Origin of the sequence: Paludibacterium paludis, from assembly GCF_018802605.1 — a bacterium.
Classification (GTDB): domain Bacteria; phylum Pseudomonadota; class Gammaproteobacteria; order Burkholderiales; family Chromobacteriaceae; genus Paludibacterium; species Paludibacterium paludis.
Genome location: NZ_CP069161.1, coordinates 3,514,872 through 3,534,195, shown reverse-complemented (window position 1 = coordinate 3,534,195; position 19,324 = coordinate 3,514,872). Strand labels below are relative to the sequence as shown.

16 protein-coding genes are annotated in these 19,324 nt (G+C 62.8%); 11 read left to right on the top strand and 5 right to left on the bottom strand.

Going from position 1 to position 19,324, the window contains the following annotated elements:
• Positions 1-13 precede the first annotated feature (13 nt).
• The 10 genes from kdpB to JNO50_RS16335 all read left to right on the top strand — a co-directional run bounded on the left by kdpB (position 14) and on the right by JNO50_RS16335 (position 13,510).
• Positions 14-2,086, top strand: coding sequence for a potassium-transporting ATPase subunit KdpB (gene kdpB, locus JNO50_RS16380; RefSeq protein ID WP_189531422.1), 2,073 nt, complete (start codon positions 14-16; stop codon positions 2,084-2,086).
• Between the two features lie 11 nt (positions 2,087-2,097).
• Positions 2,098-2,673: a potassium-transporting ATPase subunit KdpC gene (kdpC, locus tag JNO50_RS16375; protein ID WP_189531420.1), complete on the top strand. Its 576-nt coding sequence runs from the start codon at positions 2,098-2,100 to the stop codon at positions 2,671-2,673.
• A gap of 7 nt (positions 2,674-2,680) precedes the next feature.
• Complete coding sequence (locus tag JNO50_RS16370) at positions 2,681-5,359, top strand: sensor histidine kinase (RefSeq protein ID WP_189531418.1); 2,679 nt, start codon at positions 2,681-2,683, stop codon at positions 5,357-5,359.
• A gap of 6 nt (positions 5,360-5,365) precedes the next feature.
• The gene (gene kdpE / locus JNO50_RS16365; protein WP_189531416.1) at positions 5,366-6,082 is read left to right on the top strand and encodes a two-component system response regulator KdpE; all 717 of its coding nucleotides are present in this window, start codon (positions 5,366-5,368) and stop codon (positions 6,080-6,082) included.
• Between the two features lie 74 nt (positions 6,083-6,156).
• Entirely contained in the window at positions 6,157-7,407 is a 1,251-nt protein-coding gene (gene mltA / locus JNO50_RS16360; RefSeq protein ID WP_189531414.1) for a murein transglycosylase A, read from the top strand.
• 33 nt (positions 7,408-7,440) lie between these two features.
• Positions 7,441-8,526 (top strand): efflux RND transporter periplasmic adaptor subunit, encoded by a 1,086-nt coding sequence (locus JNO50_RS16355; protein ID WP_189531412.1) that lies wholly within the window; start codon positions 7,441-7,443, stop codon positions 8,524-8,526.
• Positions 8,527-8,538: 12 nt separating this feature from the next.
• A complete protein-coding gene (locus JNO50_RS16350) occupies positions 8,539-11,688 on the top strand; it encodes an efflux RND transporter permease subunit (RefSeq protein ID WP_189531409.1) in 3,150 nt (1,049 codons plus the stop codon).
• Positions 11,689-11,860: 172 nt separating this feature from the next.
• Positions 11,861-12,478 carry a hypothetical protein gene (locus JNO50_RS16345; protein ID WP_189531407.1) on the top strand — a complete coding sequence of 206 codons (618 nt, stop codon included), beginning with the start codon at positions 11,861-11,863 and terminating at the stop codon, positions 12,476-12,478.
• 71 nt (positions 12,479-12,549) lie between these two features.
• Positions 12,550-12,741 (top strand): YqaE/Pmp3 family membrane protein, encoded by a 192-nt coding sequence (locus tag JNO50_RS16340; protein WP_189531406.1) that lies wholly within the window; start codon positions 12,550-12,552, stop codon positions 12,739-12,741.
• Positions 12,742-12,844: 103 nt separating this feature from the next.
• Positions 12,845-13,510, top strand: a complete 666-nt coding sequence (locus JNO50_RS16335; RefSeq protein WP_189531404.1) for a B3/B4 domain-containing protein — start codon at positions 12,845-12,847, stop codon at positions 13,508-13,510.
• Between the two features lie 39 nt (positions 13,511-13,549).
• Here JNO50_RS16335 and JNO50_RS16330 read toward each other — a convergent pair whose 3' ends face one another.
• The 3 genes from JNO50_RS16330 to murJ are packed head-to-tail and all read right to left on the bottom strand — an operon-like array spanning position 13,550 to position 16,682.
• Positions 13,550-14,254, bottom strand: coding sequence for an alanyl-tRNA editing protein (locus JNO50_RS16330; protein ID WP_189531401.1), 705 nt, complete (start codon positions 14,252-14,254; stop codon positions 13,550-13,552).
• Between the two features lie 13 nt (positions 14,255-14,267).
• Positions 14,268-15,104 carry an NADPH-dependent 7-cyano-7-deazaguanine reductase QueF gene (queF, locus tag JNO50_RS16325; protein ID WP_189531399.1) on the bottom strand — a complete coding sequence of 279 codons (837 nt, stop codon included), beginning with the start codon at positions 15,102-15,104 and terminating at the stop codon, positions 14,268-14,270.
• Positions 15,105-15,146: 42 nt separating this feature from the next.
• Positions 15,147-16,682: a murein biosynthesis integral membrane protein MurJ gene (gene murJ, locus JNO50_RS16320; RefSeq protein WP_189531397.1), complete on the bottom strand. Its 1,536-nt coding sequence runs from the start codon at positions 16,680-16,682 to the stop codon at positions 15,147-15,149.
• Between the two features lie 177 nt (positions 16,683-16,859).
• Between murJ and rpsT the strand changes: the two genes are divergently transcribed.
• Positions 16,860-17,123, top strand: a complete 264-nt coding sequence (rpsT, locus tag JNO50_RS16315) for a 30S ribosomal protein S20 (RefSeq protein WP_189531395.1) — start codon at positions 16,860-16,862, stop codon at positions 17,121-17,123.
• Positions 17,124-17,219: 96 nt separating this feature from the next.
• Here the strand turns inward: rpsT and JNO50_RS16310 are convergent, their stop codons facing one another.
• Together JNO50_RS16310 and JNO50_RS16305 are read right to left on the bottom strand one after the other, a co-directional pair.
• Complete coding sequence (locus JNO50_RS16310) at positions 17,220-18,386, bottom strand: acetate/propionate family kinase (RefSeq protein ID WP_189531393.1); 1,167 nt, start codon at positions 18,384-18,386, stop codon at positions 17,220-17,222.
• A complete protein-coding gene (locus JNO50_RS16305; RefSeq protein WP_189531391.1) occupies positions 18,383-19,318 on the bottom strand; it encodes a phosphate acetyltransferase in 936 nt (311 codons plus the stop codon). The genes JNO50_RS16310 and JNO50_RS16305 overlap by 4 nt, the downstream gene beginning before the upstream one ends.
• Positions 19,319-19,324 lie beyond the last annotated feature (6 nt).

The following is a 19,324-nucleotide window of genomic DNA, read 5'->3' as shown; positions in this document are numbered from 1 at the left end:
AGGAGAAAGTGTGATGAAATCCCAAACTGCTTTGCATTCCCTGATCGACCCGGCCTTGCTCAAGCCGGCCCTGGTCGATGCCGTCAAAAAAATGTCGCCGCGCGTGCAGTGGCGCAATCCGGTGATGTTTGTCGTGTATATCGGCAGCATCCTGACCACCCTGTTGCTGATCCCCGCTTCGCAGGGACACGGCGAGGCGCCGTTCGGTTTCATTTTGTCGGTGGCGTTGTGGTTGTGGTTCACGGTACTGTTCGCCAACTTCGCCGAGGCGCTGGCCGAAGGCCGCAGCAAGGCTCAGGCGGCGAGCCTGCGCAGCGCCAAACAGAATGTGGTCGCCAAGAAGCTCTCTGCTCCGCGCCATGGCGCCGGCATAACCATTGTCGACGGAACGAGCCTCGCCAAGGGTGACGTGGTGCTGGTCGAGGCCGGCGATGTCATTCCGGTCGATGGCGAAGTCATCGAAGGCGTGGCGTCGGTCGACGAGTCGGCGATCACCGGCGAGTCCGCGCCGGTGATCCGCGAGGCGGGTGGCGACTTTTCTTCGGTGACGGGCGGCACGCGCGTGCTTTCCGACTGGATCGTCGTGCGTATCGGCGTCAATCCCGGCGAAACCTTCCTTGACCGCATGATCGCCATGGTCGAAGGGGCGCGCCGCCAGAAAACCCCGAACGAGATCGCGCTGACCATTCTGCTGGTGGCCCTGACCATCGTGTTCATGGTGGTGACCGTGACCTTGCTGCCGTTCTCGCAATTCGGCGTTTTCGTTGCCGGTGCCGGCAAACCGATCACCATCACCGCGCTGATCGCCTTGCTGGTGTGCCTGATTCCGACCACGATCGGCGCTTTGCTCTCGGCGATCGGCGTGGCCGGCATGAGCCGCATGATGGGCGCCAACGTCATCGCCACCTCCGGCCGCGCCGTCGAGGCGGCGGGGGACGTGGACGTTCTCCTCCTGGACAAGACCGGCACGATTACGCTGGGCAACCGCCAGGCTTCGCAATTCCTGCCGGCGCCCGGTGTGAGCGAGGCGGCGCTGGCCGATGCCGCGCAACTGGCGTCGCTGGCCGACGAAACGCCGGAAGGCCGCAGCATTGTGGTGCTCGCCAAGGAGAAATTCAGCCTGCGCCAGCGCGGACTGCAATCCCATGAGGCGCATTTTGTGCCGTTCACCGCGCAGACCCGCATGAGCGGTATCGATTACGATGGCCGTTGCATCCGCAAGGGGGCGATCGATGCGATCCGCCGCCATGTGGAAGGCCAGGGCGGGGTATTCCCCGCCGAGGTCGAGCGCTGCGCGCACGATGTGGCGCGCCGCGGCAGCACGCCCTTGTTGGTGGCCGATGGCAAGACCGTGATGGGGGTGATCGAGCTGAAGGATATCGTCAAGGGCGGTATCAAGGAGCGTTTCGCCGAACTGCGCCAGATGGGCATCAAGACCGTCATGATCACCGGCGATAACCCGTTGACCGCCGCCGCCATCGCGGCCGAGGCCGGGGTGGACGATTTCCTTGCGGAAGCCACCCCGGAAAACAAGCTCGAACTGATCCGCCGCCACCAGGCGGAGGGCAAGCTTGTGGCCATGACCGGCGACGGTACCAACGATGCGCCCGCCCTTGCCCAGGCCGACGTCGCCGTGGCGATGAACACCGGCACACAGGCCGCCAAGGAGGCGGGCAATATGGTGGATCTGGACTCCAATCCGACCAAACTCATCGAAATCGTCGAGATCGGCAAGCAAATGCTGATGACGCGCGGTTCGCTGACCACCTTCTCGGTGGCCAACGATGTGGCCAAGTACTTCGCCATTATTCCGGCGGCGTTCGCGACCACCTATCCGCAGTTGAACGCACTGAACGTGATGGGGTTGTTCAGCCCGTCGTCGGCCATTTTGTCCGCCGTGATTTTCAATGCGCTGGTGATCGTGTTCCTGATCCCGCTGGCGCTGCGCGGGGTCAACTACCGTGCCCGCAGCGCGGCGGTCCTGTTGCGCAACAATCTTCTGGTTTACGGCCTTGGCGGGATCATCGTCCCCTTCGCGGGCATCAAGCTGATCGATATGGTGCTGGTCGCCCTGGGCCTGGTGTAAAGGAAAATCTCATGAAACAACTTCGTCCCGTGATTACCGTGTTCGGCCTCTTGGCCGTCGTGACGGGGCTGGCGTATCCGCTGGCCATGACCGGTGTGTCCCAAGCGCTGTTTCCGGACAAGGCCAATGGCAGTCTGATCGTCAAGGGGGGCCGGATCGTCGGTTCGGAGCTGATCGGCCAGAATTTCAGCGGCCCGAACTATTTCTGGGGCCGTCCGTCGGCCACCGCGCCGATGCCGAACAATGGCGCCAATTCGGGCGGCAGTAACCTTGGACCGACCAATCCGGCGGCGGTGGAAGCCGTCAAGGCGCGCATCGCCGCGCTGAAGGCCGCCGGTCCGGTGCCCGATGGTCCCGTGCCGGCCGATCTTGTGCAGGCCTCCGCCAGTGGTCTGGATCCGGAGATCACGCCGGCGGCCGCGCTTTATCAGGTGCCGCGCATCGCCAAAGTGCGTAATATTCCTATCGAGAGAGTCAAACATATTGTTGATGCCAATACGATGGGGCATCAGTTCGGTGTCATGGGGCAACCCCGCGTCAATGTGCTGAAGCTCAATCTGGCTCTTGACCAACTGAAGGCAGACTGACCGAACCATGATTGACCCGCGCCCCGATCCTGACGATTTACTCGATGAGCTTCGCCGCGAAGAGGCCGCCGCGCGGCGCGGGCGCCTGAAGATTTTCTTCGGAGCCTGCGCCGGGGTCGGCAAGACCTACGCCATGCTGGCCGCCGCCAAGGCGCGCCAGAAAGAGGGGATCCAGGTGCTGGTCGGCGTGGTGGAGACCCATGGCCGCAGCGAAACGGCGGCCATGCTCGAGGGGCTGGACGTCCTGCCTTCGCGCGAGCTGGCGTACAAGGGCCGGCAGCTTGCCGAGTTCGATCTGGACTCGGCGCTGGCGTGCCATCCGCAATTGATCCTGGTGGACGAGTTCGCGCACTCCAATGCGCCCGGCTCGCGCCATCCCAAGCGCTGGCAGGATGTCGAGGAGTTGCTTGCCGCCGGGATCGATGTGTACACGACCCTGAATGTCCAGCATCTGGAAAGCCTGAACGATATTGTTGGCCGCATCACCGGGATCGTGGTCAGGGAAACCCTGCCGGATCAGGTGTTCGATACGGCCGACGATGTCTCTTTGGTCGACTTGCCGCCGGATGAACTGATCGGACGGCTCAACGCCGGCAAAGTCTATTTGCCGCGTCAGGCCGAGCGGGCCATCCGGCATTTTTTCCGCAAGGGCAATCTGCTGGCGTTGCGCGAACTGGCTTTGCGCAGGACCGCCGACCGGGTCGACGCGCAGATGCGCGCCTACCGGGCCAACCAGTCGATCCAGCCGGTCTGGCAGGCGCGCGAGCGCTTGCTGGTCTGCGTCGGCAACCGGCCGGGAGGCGAGCGGCTGGTGCGGGCGGCAAAGCGTCTGGCGGCGAATCTTGACGCCGATTGGCTGGTTGTCCACGTGGAAACCCCCGGCGCGTCGCTGGGTGAAAACGACCGGCAGCGCTTGCTGAAAGTGCTCCGGCTCGCCCAGGACCTGGGGGCGGAGACCTCGGTACTCGCCGGGTCGGATCTGGCCGGAGCGCTGCTGGCTTACGCGCGCAGCCGCAACGTGTCCAAGCTGGTGGTGGCGCGTCACAGGAAAAGCGCCCTGATGTCTCGCCTCAGACCGTCCCTGGTCGATCATCTGTCGCGGATGGCCGAGGATGTGGATGTGTATGTGGTCGCTCACGACATGGACGAGGGGGAGGATCCGGTCAGCCCGGTGGGCAAGGTCCGCAGTCTGCTGTTCGACGACGTATCCGATCTGCGGCGCAAGCAGGGGGTGGCCGCGGCGGTGATCGCGTCCGGGCTGACGACCGCCCTGTCGGCCCTGTTGATCCGCCACTTCGAACTGGCGAATGTCATCATGGTCTACCTCCTGGTGGTGGTGATGGTGGCGAGCCGCTACGGCCGTGTTTCCGGCGTGCTGGCATCCTTCCTGTCGGTCGCCATGTTCGACTTTTTCTTTGTGCCGCCTCGCATGTCGTTCAGCGTGTCGGACACCCAGTACCTGTTGACCTTTCTGGTGATGCTTGCGGTGTCGCTGATCATCAGCCAGCAAACCGCCAGGCAGCGCTTCGAAGCGCGCGCGGCGACGTTTCGCGAACGGCGCACCCGGGTGCTGTACGACCTTGGCCGGGAACTCGCGGGAGCGCTGACCGGCGCGCAGATCGTGGATACCGCGGAACGTCATGTCGGAGGGCTCTTCAATGTGCGGCCGGTATTCTTCGTTCCCGACGGCGAAGACCGCCTGAAAAAAACCGACCCGGATTCGGGTGGGGATCCGGGAGTCGCCCAGTGGGTCTACGACAATCAGCAGCCGGCCGGCCGGGGCACCAACACCCTGCCGTCGACGACCGCGTTATATGTTCCGCTCAAAGCGCCGATGCGTGTCCGCGGTGTGTTGGCCATCCTGCTGCCGGAAGGCAGCCGCGGTCTGCTTCCCGATGAATTGCGTTTACTGGAAACCTGCGCCGCGCAGATCGCGCTGGCGCTGGAGCGCGTCCATTACGTTGAGGTGGCCCAGGATGCCATCGTGGCCATGGAGTCGGAACGCTTGCGCAATAGTGTGCTGGCAACCGTGTCGCATGATCTGCGAACACCGCTGACCACGCTGGTCGGCCTGGCCTCCCTGCTCGAAGGGGATGAGCTGGCGCCGGACAGGCGCAAGCGGATCGCCGCATCGATCAATGACGAGGCGCAGCGCATGAACCGGCTGGTGACCAATCTTCTCGACATGGCGCGGCTGCAGTCCGGAGTCAAACCCAATAAGGAATGGCAGTATCTGGACGATGTCATCGGCAGCGCGGTGCGCTCGATGGGGCCGCGCATCGCCGCGCATCCGCTCAAACTGGATCTGCCGGCGGATTTGCCGCTGCTCGACTTCGATGAAGTGCTGCTCGAGCGCGTGCTGGTCAATCTGCTGGACAATGCGTGCAAGTATGCGAGTCCGGGCACCGATATCCGGCTGTCGGTGCGCAGGGAAGGAGATGAGGTGAAGGTGTCGGTATCCGATAACGGGCCGGGTTGGCCGACACATCTTGGCAATAGCATGTTCGACAAATTCACCCGTGGCGCGATGGAGACCTCCGTGCCCGGCGTCGGGCTCGGACTCGCCATTTGTCGGGGAATCGTCGAAGCCCATGGCGGGACGATCAAGGCCGAAAATACCGCTCCGCAGGGAGCGACCGTCACATTTTCCCTGCCGGTGGGACAGCCTCCGGTAGTTCCGGAGTAAGGACGCATGCCGAATGAAACACGCGTCAGGGTTGTCCTGATCGAGGATGAAAAACCGATCCGCCAGTTTATGGCGACCACGCTGGAGAGCGAGGGGCTCGCGGTGTTCGAGGCCGAAACCGGACGGCAGGGCATGATCGAGGTGGAGACGCGCAAGCCGGATCTTGTGATTCTTGACCTGGGCTTGCCGGACATGGATGGCGTGGATGTGATCCGCCGCCTGCGACAATGGAGCCAGGTGCCCATCCTTGTTCTCTCGGCGCGCAGCCAGGAAGCGGCGAAAGTGGCGGCGCTGGACGCCGGGGCGGAAGACTACCTGACCAAGCCGTTTGGCGTAGCCGAGTGCATGGCCCGCATCCGTGTTTTGCTGCGCCGTCATGTTCGGGGCAGCGCCGCGCCGGCGCAGGTGTTCCGCTTCGGCACCGTGAGCGTCGATCTCGTGTCCCGCCAGGTGACCCGGGGAGGGGAGCCTGTGCACTTGACGCCGATCGAATACCGCCTGCTGGCCACGCTGATCCAGAATGCCGGCAGGGTATTGACTCACCGGGAGCTGCTGCGCGCGGTGTGGGGGCCGTCGTTTTCCGAGAGCCACCCCTATTTGCGGGTCTACATGGGGCATCTGCGTCAGAAACTGGAGGAATCCCCGGCGATGCCGGAATTCATCCTGACGGAAACGGGCGTGGGTTATCGGCTCGCTGACGACAACGGGTCGTGCGCAAAATAAATCCCGTCCCGCCGGCGCGTCCGATGGCGTAGAATTTTGGCCTTGCCGTCATTATTCGATCGAGTCGGACCGTCATGCTTAACCGTGTTTCCCTGCTTCTTGTGCTGCTGCTTGCGGCATGTTCCACCACGCCTCCTGGCGGGCCGGCCGTATCGCCGGTCTCCAGTCAGGGAACGCGTGTTTCCGATCTGCCTGACTGGGCCGGACAAAATGTCTCCGATTCCTTGCCCGCGCTGCTCAATACCTGCAAGGCGGTGGCCCGTCGTCCCGAATGGAGTGCGCCTTGCCATGCCGCCTCGCGGTTGAATGGCGCCGGCGATGACGCGATCCGGCGCTTCTTCGAGGATTATTTTCTTGCGTGGAAGGCGGGTGACGGACGAAGCGATACCGGCCTGGTCACCGGTTACTATGAACCCCTGCTCAACGGTAGCCTGACCCGTTCGGAAAGAACGCCATGGCCGGTCTACGGCGCGCCGCGGGACTTGGTGACGCTGGATGTTCCCGCGTCCTTGCGCGGCAAAGCCCAGTTGGTTGCGCGCAGGGTGTCGGCCAGCCGTCTGGCTGTCGTGCCCGGCGTCTCCTCCCCGCGGGTGGGCGAGTACGATGTGCGTCTGGCGGACTTCCCCGGAGACAATCGGGCAACGCTCAAGGGGCGCCTCGAGGAAAACCATTTCCTGCCCTATTATTCGCGCGCCGATCTCGCGCGCGGCAAAGGACTGGACAGCGCCCCGGTGCTCGCCTGGGTCGAGGATCCGGTCGAGCTGTTCTTTTTGCAGGTGCAGGGCGCAGGCCGCATCCAGCTCGACGACGGGCGCTTTTTGCGCGTCGGCTTTGCCGATCACAACGGGTATCCCTACCAGTCGATCGGCCGCCATCTGGCCGACCGGGGCGACATGCGGCTGTCCGATGCCTCGATGCAGGGCATTCAGGCCTGGGTGAAGGCGAATCCGTCGCGCCGCGAAGCGCTGTTCAATGTCAACCCGCGCTATGTGTTCTTCAAACTTCTGCCAGATAGCGGGGAAGGGCCGGTCGGCGCCTTGGGCGTTCCGCTTACAAATGGTTACAGCATAGCAATAGACCCACGCTATATTCCATTGGGAACACCTGTATACTTGGCCACTACCTGGCCGCAAACATCACGTCCCCTGATCCGCCTTGTCCACGCGCAGGATACCGGCAATGCCATCAAAGGCCCTGCCAGGGCTGACTTTTTCTGGGGGTTCGGAACCGAAGCCGGAATGCAGGCGGGAAGAATGAAACAATCGGGATCCTTGTGGCTGCTGCTGCCGCGCGGAACAAAACCCGGGACATCACAACGAAATTGATTGTCGAGAGATATGAGAAAAGCAAGAACCGCAATGCTTCTCTCGGTCATTCTGGCCGCGTCCCTTGCCGGTTGCAGCAAAGGCGATGGCCAGAAGACCGATGGAAAAGTCAACAAGAAAACCGTGGTGCGGGAACTTGCCCGCACCGATTTTCTGACGGCCAAGGTCGGCCTGGTGCAGGACAGCCTGCCCTTCACCGGCTCCCTGTCCGCACTGAGCAAAAGTCTGGTGTCCGCCGCGGTCGAAGGCAAGGTGCTCGATGTACGCGTTCGTGAAGGCGAAAAGGTCCGGCGCGGACAGGTGCTCGCCGTGCTGGACAATGAAACCTTGCGCCAGAATGTCGCCGAGCAGGAGGCGCAGGTGGCCAATACCCAGTCCCGATTGAAGCTGGCGCGCGTCAAACTGGAAAAGCAGCGCGAACTGCTGCAAAAAGGGTTCATCTCCAAGCTGGCTTTCGACGAACTGGAGAGCGAATACAACGTGAGGGCCGGGGAGTTCAGGGCGCAGGAGGCGGGCCTCGCGCGCGCGCGCAAGCTGTTGGCCGACACGGTGGTCAAGGCGCCGATCGACGGTGTGATGGCCGAGCGCAAGATCAACCCCGGCGAACAGATCACGGCGAATGCCCAACTGTTCAGCATTGTCGATTTGAATTTTCTGGAAGTGACGGCGACGGTGCCCGCGCGGCTCATTCCCTCGCTGCATACCGGCATGAAAGCCGGTTTCACTGTCGAGGGCCTTGCCGGCGAATTCGCCGGGGAGCTCGAACGCATCAATCCCGTGGCGGTTAGCGGAACCCGCAATTTCGCCATTTATGTGCGCGTCGACAACCGTGACGGTCGTCTGAAAGTCGGGCAGTTCGCCAAGGGCAAGATTGTGCTGCGCGAAGTGCGCGATCAGATCGCCTTGCCGATGACGGCCATTCAGGACCCAGGCAGCGCAAGCTGGGTGGAAGTGGTGGAGAACGGCAAGCTGACCAAACGGCCCGTGACGATCGTGCTGCAGTCGGAAATGGACAAACTCGTGGCGGTCAAGGGAGTGAAGCCAGGCGAGGTTGTCTTGTCCGCGCTGCTTCTGGGAACCAAGATCGGGGATGCCGTGTCCCTTCCGGCCAAGCATTGAGGAGGCCGCATCATGTGGTTAACCCGTGTCAGTGTGCGCAATCCCTATTTCGCCGCTGTGCTGATGATGGCGCTGGTCGTGCTCGGCGGTTATGCCTGGCTGAACCTGTCGGTGGAGAAGTTTCCGGATATCCGCTTTCCGGTGGCGGTGATTTCCACGACATATGACGGCGCGTCGCCCGAGGTCGTGGAAAACGAGGTGACCCGCAAGATCGAGGAGGCGGTCAACACGGTCAGTGGCATCGAGAGCATCCGCTCCTACTCGATGCCTGGCGAGTCCGAAGTCGTGGTGCAGTTCCAACTCGGTGTGAATCCCGCCCAGGCGATCCAGGATGTCCGCGACCGCATGGGCGGCGTGCAAAGCCGTCTGCGCCGGGAAATTTCAACGCCCTCCGTATCGCAGGCCGACCCCAACGACAACCCGTTCATGGTGTTGAGCCTGAGCAACTCCGAGGTCAGCCCGCGAGTCCTCAGCACTTGGGTCGACAAGGTGTTCAAGAAACGCATGCAGTCCATCAACGGGATGGGGCGCATCCGTATCTTCGGTCAGGTGAACCGGGAAATCCGCGTGAATCTCGATCCGTACCGGCTCGAGGCCGCGGGGCTGTCGATTCCCGACGTATCGGACGCCATCCGCAACGCCAACAAGGATTATCCGGCCGGGAGCGTGTCGACGGCGCGCAATGACCTGGCGGTGCGGATCACCGGCAAGATCAAGAACGTCGATGATTTCGCCAACCTGAACGTCGGCTACCGGAACGGCTCACCGATCCGCTTGTCGGACGTGGCGCAGGTGGAGGACGCGGAGGCTGATCGCAACAGCGTGTCGCTGATCGACGGCGCGCCCGGTGTCGGGGTGTCGTTCCGCGCGGCGCGCGGCGCCAACCTGATCGGCGTCGCCGACGGCGTGCACAAGATGATCGGTACGCTCAAGGCCGAGATGCCGCCCGGCACCAAGGTGCACATCAGCCACGACGATTCGCGGGCGATCAAGCGTTCGCTCCAGGACGTGCAGGCCGCGCTGATCGAAGGCGCGCTGCTGACGGTGCTGATCGTGTTCCTGTTCCTGGGATCCTGGCGCAGCACGGTGATCACCGGCCTGACACTGCCGGTGGCCTTGATCGGCACCATGTTCGCCGTGTGGGCCGCCGGCTTCACCTTGAACCTGCTGACCCTGATGGCGCTGTCGTTGTCGATCGGCCTCCTGATCGACGATGCCATCGTTGTCCGGGAAAACATCGTGCGCCACGCGGCGATGGGCAAGAGCCATTTTCAAGCGGCGCTGGACGGCACCAACGAAATTGGCCTTGCCGTGTTCGCGACAACCCTGACCATCGTGGCGGTGTTCCTGCCCGTCGGTTTCATGGGCGGGGTGATCGGCAAGTTTTTCCACCAGTTCGGATTGACCGTCACGGTGGCGGTACTGATTTCGATGCTGGTCAGCTTCACGCTCGACCCGATGCTCTCGTCGATCTGGCACGATCCGCATCATCATGGCGACAAGCACAAGGGTCCGTTCGGACGTCTGCTCGACTGGTTCGAAGGATCGCTCGACCGCCTTGGCGTGCATTACGAGAAGTTGATCCGCTGGTCGCTCGGTCACCGCAAGACCGTGGTGTTTTCCGCCATTCTCGTCACGGTGGGCAGTTTCGCCCTGGTGCCGCTGGTGGGCGGGGAGTTCATGCCGCGCCAGGATTCGGGGCAGTTCGTTCTGACGTACAAAACGGCGCCCGGCTCCACCCTGGAGTACACCACCTCCAAAGGGCGTGAGCTGGAAGTGCTGGTGCGGGCGATACCTGAGGTGAAGAGCATCAGCCTGTCCGTCGGCAACGGCAATATGTCCAGCACCGCATCCGAAGGCGAACTGGAGGTCGATGTCGGCACCAAGGATTCGCGCAAGCGCTCTTTGTTCGCCCTGATGGACGACGCCCGCAAGAATGTGGGCAAGGTGGCGGGTGTGGAGGTGTCCTCGATTCGGGAAAACGAAGGCGGCGGCGGGGGCGGAGGCGGGAAACCCGTCTATGTCGCGTTGCGCGGCTCCGACATCACCGAGCTTGCCCGGGCGGCCGATATCGTGTCGAACAAGCTGGCGGGGATCAAGGGTGTCAAGGAGATCCAGTCCAGTCTGACCGATGCCGATCCGGCGCTGAGCATCGACGTGAAGCGCGATGATGCGGCATCGCTGGGCATTGACCTGTCCCGTGTCGGAACGACCCTGCAGACCATGCTGGCCGGCGATGTCGTGACCAACTGGGAGGCGCCAGACGGCGAAAGCTACGATGTTCGGGTGCAGATTCCCAAGAATCTGCGCAATCAGGATATGCTCGACGTTCTGACCGTGGCCGGCAACCGCGACAAGGATGGTAGCGCCGCGATGGTGCCCCTGTCGACGGTTTCCCAGGCGCGAAAGGATACGACCCCCCGGCAGATCGATCGCGTGGACCTGCAGCGCGAGATCGCGGTGACGGCCAATATCAGCGGCCGCGATCCGGGTTCGGTGTTCGCCGATATCGCGTCGCTCACCAAGTCGTTGCAGCTGCCGCCGGGTGTGACGCTGGCGCAAAGCGGGCAGAGCAAGGACATGCAGGAGTCGCTTGGGTATGCGCTGCAGGCGTTGGGCATGGGTATCTGCTTCATCTATATGATCCTGGCCGCCCAGTTCCGCAGCTTTACCCTGCCGATCACCATCATGATGGCGCTGCCGTTGTCCTTTGTCGGGGTGTTCGTCGCCCTGTTCCTGTGGGGCAGCACGCTGAACATGTTCTCGGTGATCGGTATCGTGATGCTGATGGGGCTTGCGACCAAGAACGGCATCCTGTTGGTGGACTTCGTCAATCAGGCCCGGCGCGAAGGCATGGCGCGCGAGGCGGCCATCATCGAGGCCGGGCGCGTGCGACTGCGGCCGATCCTGATGACCTCGTTCGCGATGATTTTCGGGATGCTGCCGGCGGCGCTGAGCCATGGCGAGGGTTCCGAAACGCAAGGCCCGATGGCTCATGCCATCATCGGCGGTCTGGTGACGTCCACCTTGCTCACCCTGATCGTGGTTCCGGTGGTCTACACCTATATGGACAGTCTGCGCAGCCGGATCCGCCGCCTGATCGGCGCGGGCGATCCGTCCGCTCCCGCGGCTTTGCCCGATAGCCGCAACGGCGAAGCCTGAACCATGCGATCTCCCCCGGTTGGCGGTTCGGCGGCCGGGGGTGTTTACCCTCATCGAACCGCGCGTTCTCCGTCACTTTAGGAAGTGTCCGATCGGCCGCTCCTTGTCTCGCGATTAGCATCTCTCGTGTGGGTTGAAAGAAAAAACCTATCACTTGAAGGAAATATACGCGATGAGACTGGCCCTGTCCCAAACCGTGCTGGGTGCGATGCCCGGCGTCAATGTTCACGCCCTGTTTGTTCGGGCGATCGATATGGCCGCGTTGCGACGTTTCCGCGTCGAACCGCCGCAACTGGAGTGCGATGCCGGTCCGGTGCAGCGAACCTGCCGCGCGGCGCGGCGCTCCGCGAAAAAATCCCGCACCGGACAGACGCAGCCCGCCGCGCCGGCCGGACTGGATCTTTATCAGGCGGCCGCTCTGTTCGGTTTGACCCCGTTCGCTATGCGCGGCTCTTCTACGGCGCGCGATTCACTGATCCTGAAAATGGCCGGCGAGGACGATACGGATGGGCCGTTATGGGATTTTCCCGCCGGAGCACGCGCGGGCGAACTGCGCTGGGAGGCCATCACCCACCGGGAGGTGACGGCGATGAGCTGGGGCGGCGATACCGGCGAGGCGGAGCTGGGGGCGCATTGCCACCTCGCGCTGGTCGGAGAGCGTCTGGGCGGGGAGGATGCCTCCGCTGCCGCGGCGCTGGATTTTCTCCGTATCGCGCTTGCCCCGCATTGCCGCTCGATCGAGCGCTGTGTGCTGGACGCCGGGCATCCCGTACGCGTTTTCGCCGATTGAGGGGACTTTCGTCTTGAGAGGGAGTGCGCGACAATAACCGTCATCGCGAATCCCCGAAAAGGTTCAAGCTCGTGCGCCTCCTCCTCGCCATCTTCATCCCCTGGTTGCAGTTTTTCACGATCGGCCGTCCGTTCTCTGGCCTGTTCTGCCTGTTGCTGCAACTGACCCTGATCGGCTGGATTCCCGCCGCGATCTGGTCGGCTTATGCCCTGAGCCAGTACAAGACGGATCAGAAAATCAAGGCGGCGCTGGCCAAGCGCTGACTGCCGCCGGCTGTCATGGATCGGAATCGTCCGATTGGGCAGCGGGTAGGCCGGATGTAGGATTTGGCCTGTACCAATGACTTGTTTTACGGAGATACCCCGCATGAAGCTGTCTTTGTCCGATGCCCTGTTGACTGTTTTGCCCGAGATGTCGGTGCACGCGATGTACGCTCGCGCGATCGATCTTGAGTCATTGGCAAAGCTGCCTTTCGCGCCGCCTTCGCTGGGCGAGACCGAAGGGGCCGAACTGATCGACCGCTGGAAAAAGCTCTACAAAAGCCTGCCGTGCGACAAGGCGGCCCGCAGTTCGATCGAATACCTGATCAAATGCGCGCGCAAGGGTAAGCTGCGCCCGATTCTTCCGCCCGTTGACGTGTACAATATGGCTTCCCTGCTCGCTTTCAGTCCGTTTGGCGGAGAAAACGTGCACACCATGCGAGGCGGCCTGACCCTGGATTGCGCGAAGGGGGGCGAACCGTTCGTGCCGCTGGGTAAGGATCAGGTTCAAGAGGCGCTGCCGGGGGAGGTGATCTGGGTGGATGGCGCGAGGCGCGTGGTATGCCGCGCGATGAACTGGATCGAATCGGACCTGCACAAGCTCACCGCGGAAACACGCGACATCATCTTCGTGAGCGAACGGCCCTCAGGCGAATTTCCGTCACCGCAGCCCGGTTTCGACTACCTTGCGGATCTTTTCGGGCCCCATTGCGAGCGGCTTGAGCGCTTCGTGCTGGACGCCTCGAATCCGGCCGTCACCGTGGCCGTCTGAGCATGGCTTATCCCGGCCGCCGGTCGGCGGCCGGATCTGTCAGGCCAGAGCGATGACGACGCGCTTGTTGCGCGCGCCCTTGTTCTCGATTTTCCGGACTTCCACGCGGCCGATTTCCCCGGTGCGCGCCACGTGCGTGCCGCCACAGGGCTGAAGATCCACCCCGGGAATGTTCACCAGGCGGATCTCCGGCAGCTCGAGCGGAGGCGTGCACGACATCGTCTTGATCAGCTCCGGCTGCGCCTTGAGCGCTTCACCCGAGGTCATGATGATTTCCACCGGATGGTTTTCCGTGATCAGGCGGTTGATCCCCTCTTCGATGACCGCCTTGTCCAGTTCCATGCCCTCCGGCAGATTGAAGTCCAGCCGCCCGGTTTCGTCGTTGAGGTTGCCGCCCGTGACGGGAACGGGGATCACCACGGACAGCAGGTGCAGACAGGTGTGGATGCGCATGTGCCGGTGGCGGCGCTCCCAATCCAGTTCCAGCGACACCGCCGTGCCCGGCGGGAGGAGGCCGCCGGCGTCCGGCACCTGATGGCGGATTTCCCGGCTTTCCCTGTCGCGGCGGGTATCGGTGACTTTCAGTTCGACGCCGGTCGCGCGGATCGTGGCGGAATCGCCGGGCTGCCCGCCGCCGAGCGGGTAGCACAGCGTGTCTTCCAGCACCAGGCCCTGCTCGTCGTGGCGAAGTACGCGGGTTTCGAGGACACGCTGATAGGGATCGCGATAAAACTGTTCCTGCATGGGGTACCTCCGTTTACTGGCGGGCGGTACGGATATTGGCCGGTTCGCGGTCTTTATGATTCGAGCGGTAGGGGTTGATATCCAGTCCACCACGCCGGGTGTAGCGGGCATAAACCGTCAGGGTTTCCGGACGGCAGATTCTCATGATATCCGTAAAAATACGTTCTACGCACTGTTCATGAAACTCGTTATGCTGACGAAATCCAATCAGGTAGCGCAGCAGGGCTTCGCGGTCCAGTTTCGGTCCACGGTAACGGATTTGCACGCTGCCCCAGTCGGGTTGTCCGGTCACAAGGCAATTGGACTTGAGCAGATCGGAGGTCAGGGTTTCCTCGACGATCCTGGCCGGATCGGCGTTCAGTCTTGACGGATCGGGGTGGTAGTCGCTCACCTCGATATCCAGGTCGTCGATGCTCTCGCCATCGAGCGCGGCGATGGTTTCGCGGGAGAAGTCTCGTGGCAGGGCGACGCTCACTTCGACGGGCCGGCCCGCCGCGTTGGACAGATCCATGGTCAACTGGCTGACCAGTGTCTCCACCGACGCCACGCGGGTCTGGTTATAGCTGTTCAGATACAGCTTGAAGGATTTGGACTCGATCAGGTTCGGGGTATCGGCCGGAATGCGGAAGGTCGCGATGCCCACCTGGGGTTTGCCTTTGGCGTTAAGCCACGACAGTTCGAAACCGTTCCAGATATCGACACCGAAAAAAGGCAAGGCATCTTCATTTACGCCAATTTCATCGCGCTTGCCTTTGCGCGGAATGGGGAACAGCAGCGCGGGATCGTATTGATCCTGATACTCGACTTTCTTGCCCAGCGGAGAAAACTCCGGTTTCTGTTCATTCTTCATGGATGTTTTCCTCTTTGTCCGGTACTCACTATAGCCGTTGGCTCAGGCTTCACGGCGCATGAAATGGCGCGGGCGGATGCCTGCCGCGAACAGCGTGGCGAAATAAACGGTGGCGCCGATCGCGATGAGCAGGCTCAGCCAGGCGACACGGGCCAGAGCGTGGCCGGACCAGTCGATCGGCAGTATCCACTGGCATGCGATCAGCGCCACCGCCATCAGGGCGACGCCCAGGACGAGCTGGCCGAGGAAGCGTCCCCAGCCCGGTTGCGGATGGTAGATATCGTGTTTGCGCAAGGTGCGGTAGAGCAGGCCGGCGTTCAGGCAGGATGCCAACCCGATGGAGAGGGCGAGCCCCGCGTGTTGCAAGGGAAACACGAACACCAGATTCATGACCTGAGTCGCGATGAGGGTGACGATGGCGATACGGACCGGGGTCTTGATGTTCTGGCGGGCGTAAAAGCCCGGTGCCAGCACTTTCACGAGAATCAGTCCGAGCAGGCCAACGGAGTAGGCGATCAGCGCCTGTTGCGTCATCAGCGCGTCGTGATGGTTGAATTTGCCATACATGAACAATGTCTTGACCAGCGGGGCCGACAGCACGCCCAGTCCCACCGTCGCCGGCACGGCCAGCAGCAGGGTCAGGCGAATTCCCCAGTCGAGCAGTGCGCTGAACGCCTCGGAGGAGTCGCGCGCCGCATGCTTGGACAGCGATGGCAACAGGATGGTGCCCAGCGCGACGCCCAGCACGCCGGTCGGGAACTCCATCAGCCGGTCGGCGTAATACATCCACGAGACACTGCCCTGTTTAAGGAAGGAAGCGATGTTGCTGTTGATCACCAGCGATACCTGAGCCACCGATACACCGAGGATGGCCGGACCCATCTGACGGATCACGCGCCAGACCGCTTCATTGGACAGACAGAGGCGGGGCATCGGCAGCATGCCGATCTTTTTGAGGAACGGGAATTGCCAGACCAGCTGAATCAACCCGCCGGCGAAGGTCGCCCATGCCAGCACCATGACCGGGGGGTGGAAATAGCGGGTGAAACCCAGCGCGAAAACAATGAACGACAGATTCAGGAAGGTGGGCGTGAAGGCCGGCACGGAGAAGCGGTTCCAGCTGTTGAGCACGCTGCCGGCGAGCGAGGCCAGCGAAATGAACAATATATAGGGGAAGGTGACGCGCAGCAGGCTGATGGTCAGTTCCGCCTTGCCCGGATTGGAAAAGAACCCGGGAGCGGTGAGCCAGAGGATCGCGGGCGCGCCGAGCATGCACAGCGCGGTGATGACGAAGAGCACGGCGCCCAGGGCGCCGGTCACCATGGCGACGAACTGACGGGTCTCCTCCTCGCTGCGGGTGTGTTTGTATTCGCCGAGAATCGGAACGAACGCCTGGGAGAAGGCGCCTTCCGCGAAAATGCGGCGCAGCATGTTGGGCAGTTTGAACGCCGTGAAAAACGCGTCGGTGTCCATGCCCGCGCCGAATACCCTGGCCACGATGGCGTCCCGGGCGAAACCGAGAATGCGCGATACCATCGTCATGCCGCTGACACTGACCAAAACCTTGAGAAGATTCATCCGATGATCCACCCTGAAGAAGGGCCGGGCAAAAGGTGAGAGTTTAGCAAAAAGCCGCCGCTCATAGGCCGTTTGCGCTAAACTGTTCAGGCAGGCATGCCGTATTTCGCTTGCAAAACGCGATGTTAACGCTTAAAATCGCGAGTTTTACGATTCCGCTCATCAGGAGAAAGTTTCATGGCAAATAGCGCACAAGCTCGCAAGCGTGCACGCCAGGCTCTCAAGCTGCGCGCGCACAACGCCAGCCTGCGTACTGCGTTCCGTACCGCAGTGAAGAAAGTGCTGAAGGCGATCGAAGCCGGCGACAAGGCCGCCGCCAAGGTGGTATTCCAGGCTTCCGTATCCGTTCTGGACCGCATCGCCGACAAGGGCGTGTTCCACAAGAACAAGGCAGCTCGCCACAAGAGCCGTCTGTCCGCCCAGATCAAGGCCATGGCCTGATCGGCGCAGTACCAGGGAACACCACGCAAAGGCTCCGTTTCGGGGCTCTTTGTGTTTATGGGGGAGGCGCAGGCCTCCCCTTTGCTTTGGGTGGGGCTAGAGGAGGTCCGCGCCCAGGAGTTCGCCCGCTTCCCGTGCCATTTCCCCTTCTTCGTCGGTGGGGAGCATATAGGCATGTCGGGGGCTGGGCAGCGTGGTCAGGCGACGCGCCTGCGAGAGGTTGGCGTGGTGGTCGAGATCGAAGCCCAGCCAGGACAGTTGTTTGAGAATGCGCGCGCGGATCTCCGGGGAGCGCTCCCCGATTCCGGCGGTGAAGATCAGAGCATCCAGGCCCTTCATCGCGACCGCCAGCGAACCGACCTCGCGCGCGGTGCGGTAGCAGAACAGCTCGACGGCCTCGCGCGCTTCGGGGGCCGGGTTGTCCAGCAATTCCCTCATGTCCGCGGACAGCCCGGACACTCCGTACAATCCCGAATTCTTGTACAGTTCCCGGCGCACCTCGCGGATTCCCATGCCCTCGTGCTCCATCCAGTAGAGCACCACCTCGGGATCGAGCGATCCGGGGCGGGTCGACATCATCAACCCTTCCACCGCGGAAAACCCCATGCTGGATGCGACGCTCTGGCCATTGGCGATGGCGCAGGCGCTGGCTCCGCTGCCCAGATGGCAGACGACGACCCGGCCGTCCTCCAGGCCCAGATCCGGCAAGCGGCGCGCGATCGACGCGTAGGACAAGCCATGGAAACCGTAGCGCCGGACGCCTTCGTCATGCCAGTGGCGGGCGATGCCGAAGCGTGTCGCGACTTCGGGCTGCCCGGCATGAAACGCCGTATCGAAGCAGGCGATCTGCGCAAGACGGTCGTCGAGCCGTGTGAAGGCATCGATGACGCCGAGGCTGACTGGCTGGTGCAGCGGGGCCAGCGCCACGTAGTCTTCCAGTTGTTCCCTGACGATGTCCGTGACGCGCTGCGGTCGGGCGAAGCGATCGCCACCGTGCACGACCCTGTGCGCGACAGCGCAAAGTTGCAGATCCTGATCGGCAAGGGCATTGATCATCGCCGCGACGGCGGCATCCTTGCCTGTTTCGTGCAGGGACCGGCTTGTCAGGCGGGCGCCCTTGGCGTCGCTGAGCGTCAGCGTGCTGCCTGTTTCCCCGAAGCGGTCGATCATGCCGCGCACCAGGAGCTGTTGCCCGTCGGGCGTGTAGGCGCGGAATTTCAGTGTGGCGGAGCCGGCATTCACCGCCAGCAAGGATCGGGTCATGCGATTTTTCCAAGGGTGCGGCGGCGGTGCGCGAGCAGGTTGGCCACGGCCGACGAGGCCAGGCGTCCGTTCGCGTCGTCGGCGCGGCTGGTCAGCACGATGGGCGCCCGGGCCCCCATCACGATGCCGGCCGATGCCGCCGCCGCCAGATAAGTCAGTTGTTTGGCCAGCATGTTGCCAGCTTCCAGATCGGGCACCAACAGAATATCGGGATTGCCAGCCACCTGGGAAACGATTCCCTTGGTGTCGGCGGCCGCGCTGGAAATGGCGTTGTCAAAAGCCAACGGGCCGTCCAGAATCGCGCCGCTGATCTGCCCCCTGTCGGCCATTTTGCACAGCGCGGCGGCGTCCAGCGTGGAAACGATGGTCGGCGTGATGGTTTCCACCGCCGACAGGATGGCCACTTTGGGCGAGCGGATATCCAGTGCATGGCACAGATCGATCGCGTTCTGGCAGATGTCGCGCTTGGCCATCAGATCGGGCTCGATGTTGATCGCGGCGTCGGTGATGAACAGGTAGCGCGGATAGCTTTCCACCTTCATGATGAACACATGGCTGATGCGCCGGTCGGTGCGGATGCCGGTGCCGCGCGCCAGCACTTCGCTCATCAGTTCATCGGTGTGCAGGCTGCCTTTCATCAGGATTTCGGCCGAGCCCTCGCGCACCAGTTCGACCGCTTTTTCTGCTGCCGCGTGGCTGTGCGGCACGTCGACCAGATTGAAACGGGCCAGGTCGACATCCAGTTCGCGGGCGACCGTCGCCAGCTTGGCTTTGGGGGCGACCAGAACGGGAACCGCGATGCCGTGGTCCTGCGCCTCGACGGCACCCAGCAGGGATTCACGGCTGCAAGGGTGGGCCACTGCCATGGGCAGCGGACCGAGAGTGGTGGCCTGTTCGAGAATGTCGGTGAATGCGTTGTCGTCGCGAATCATCGTGGT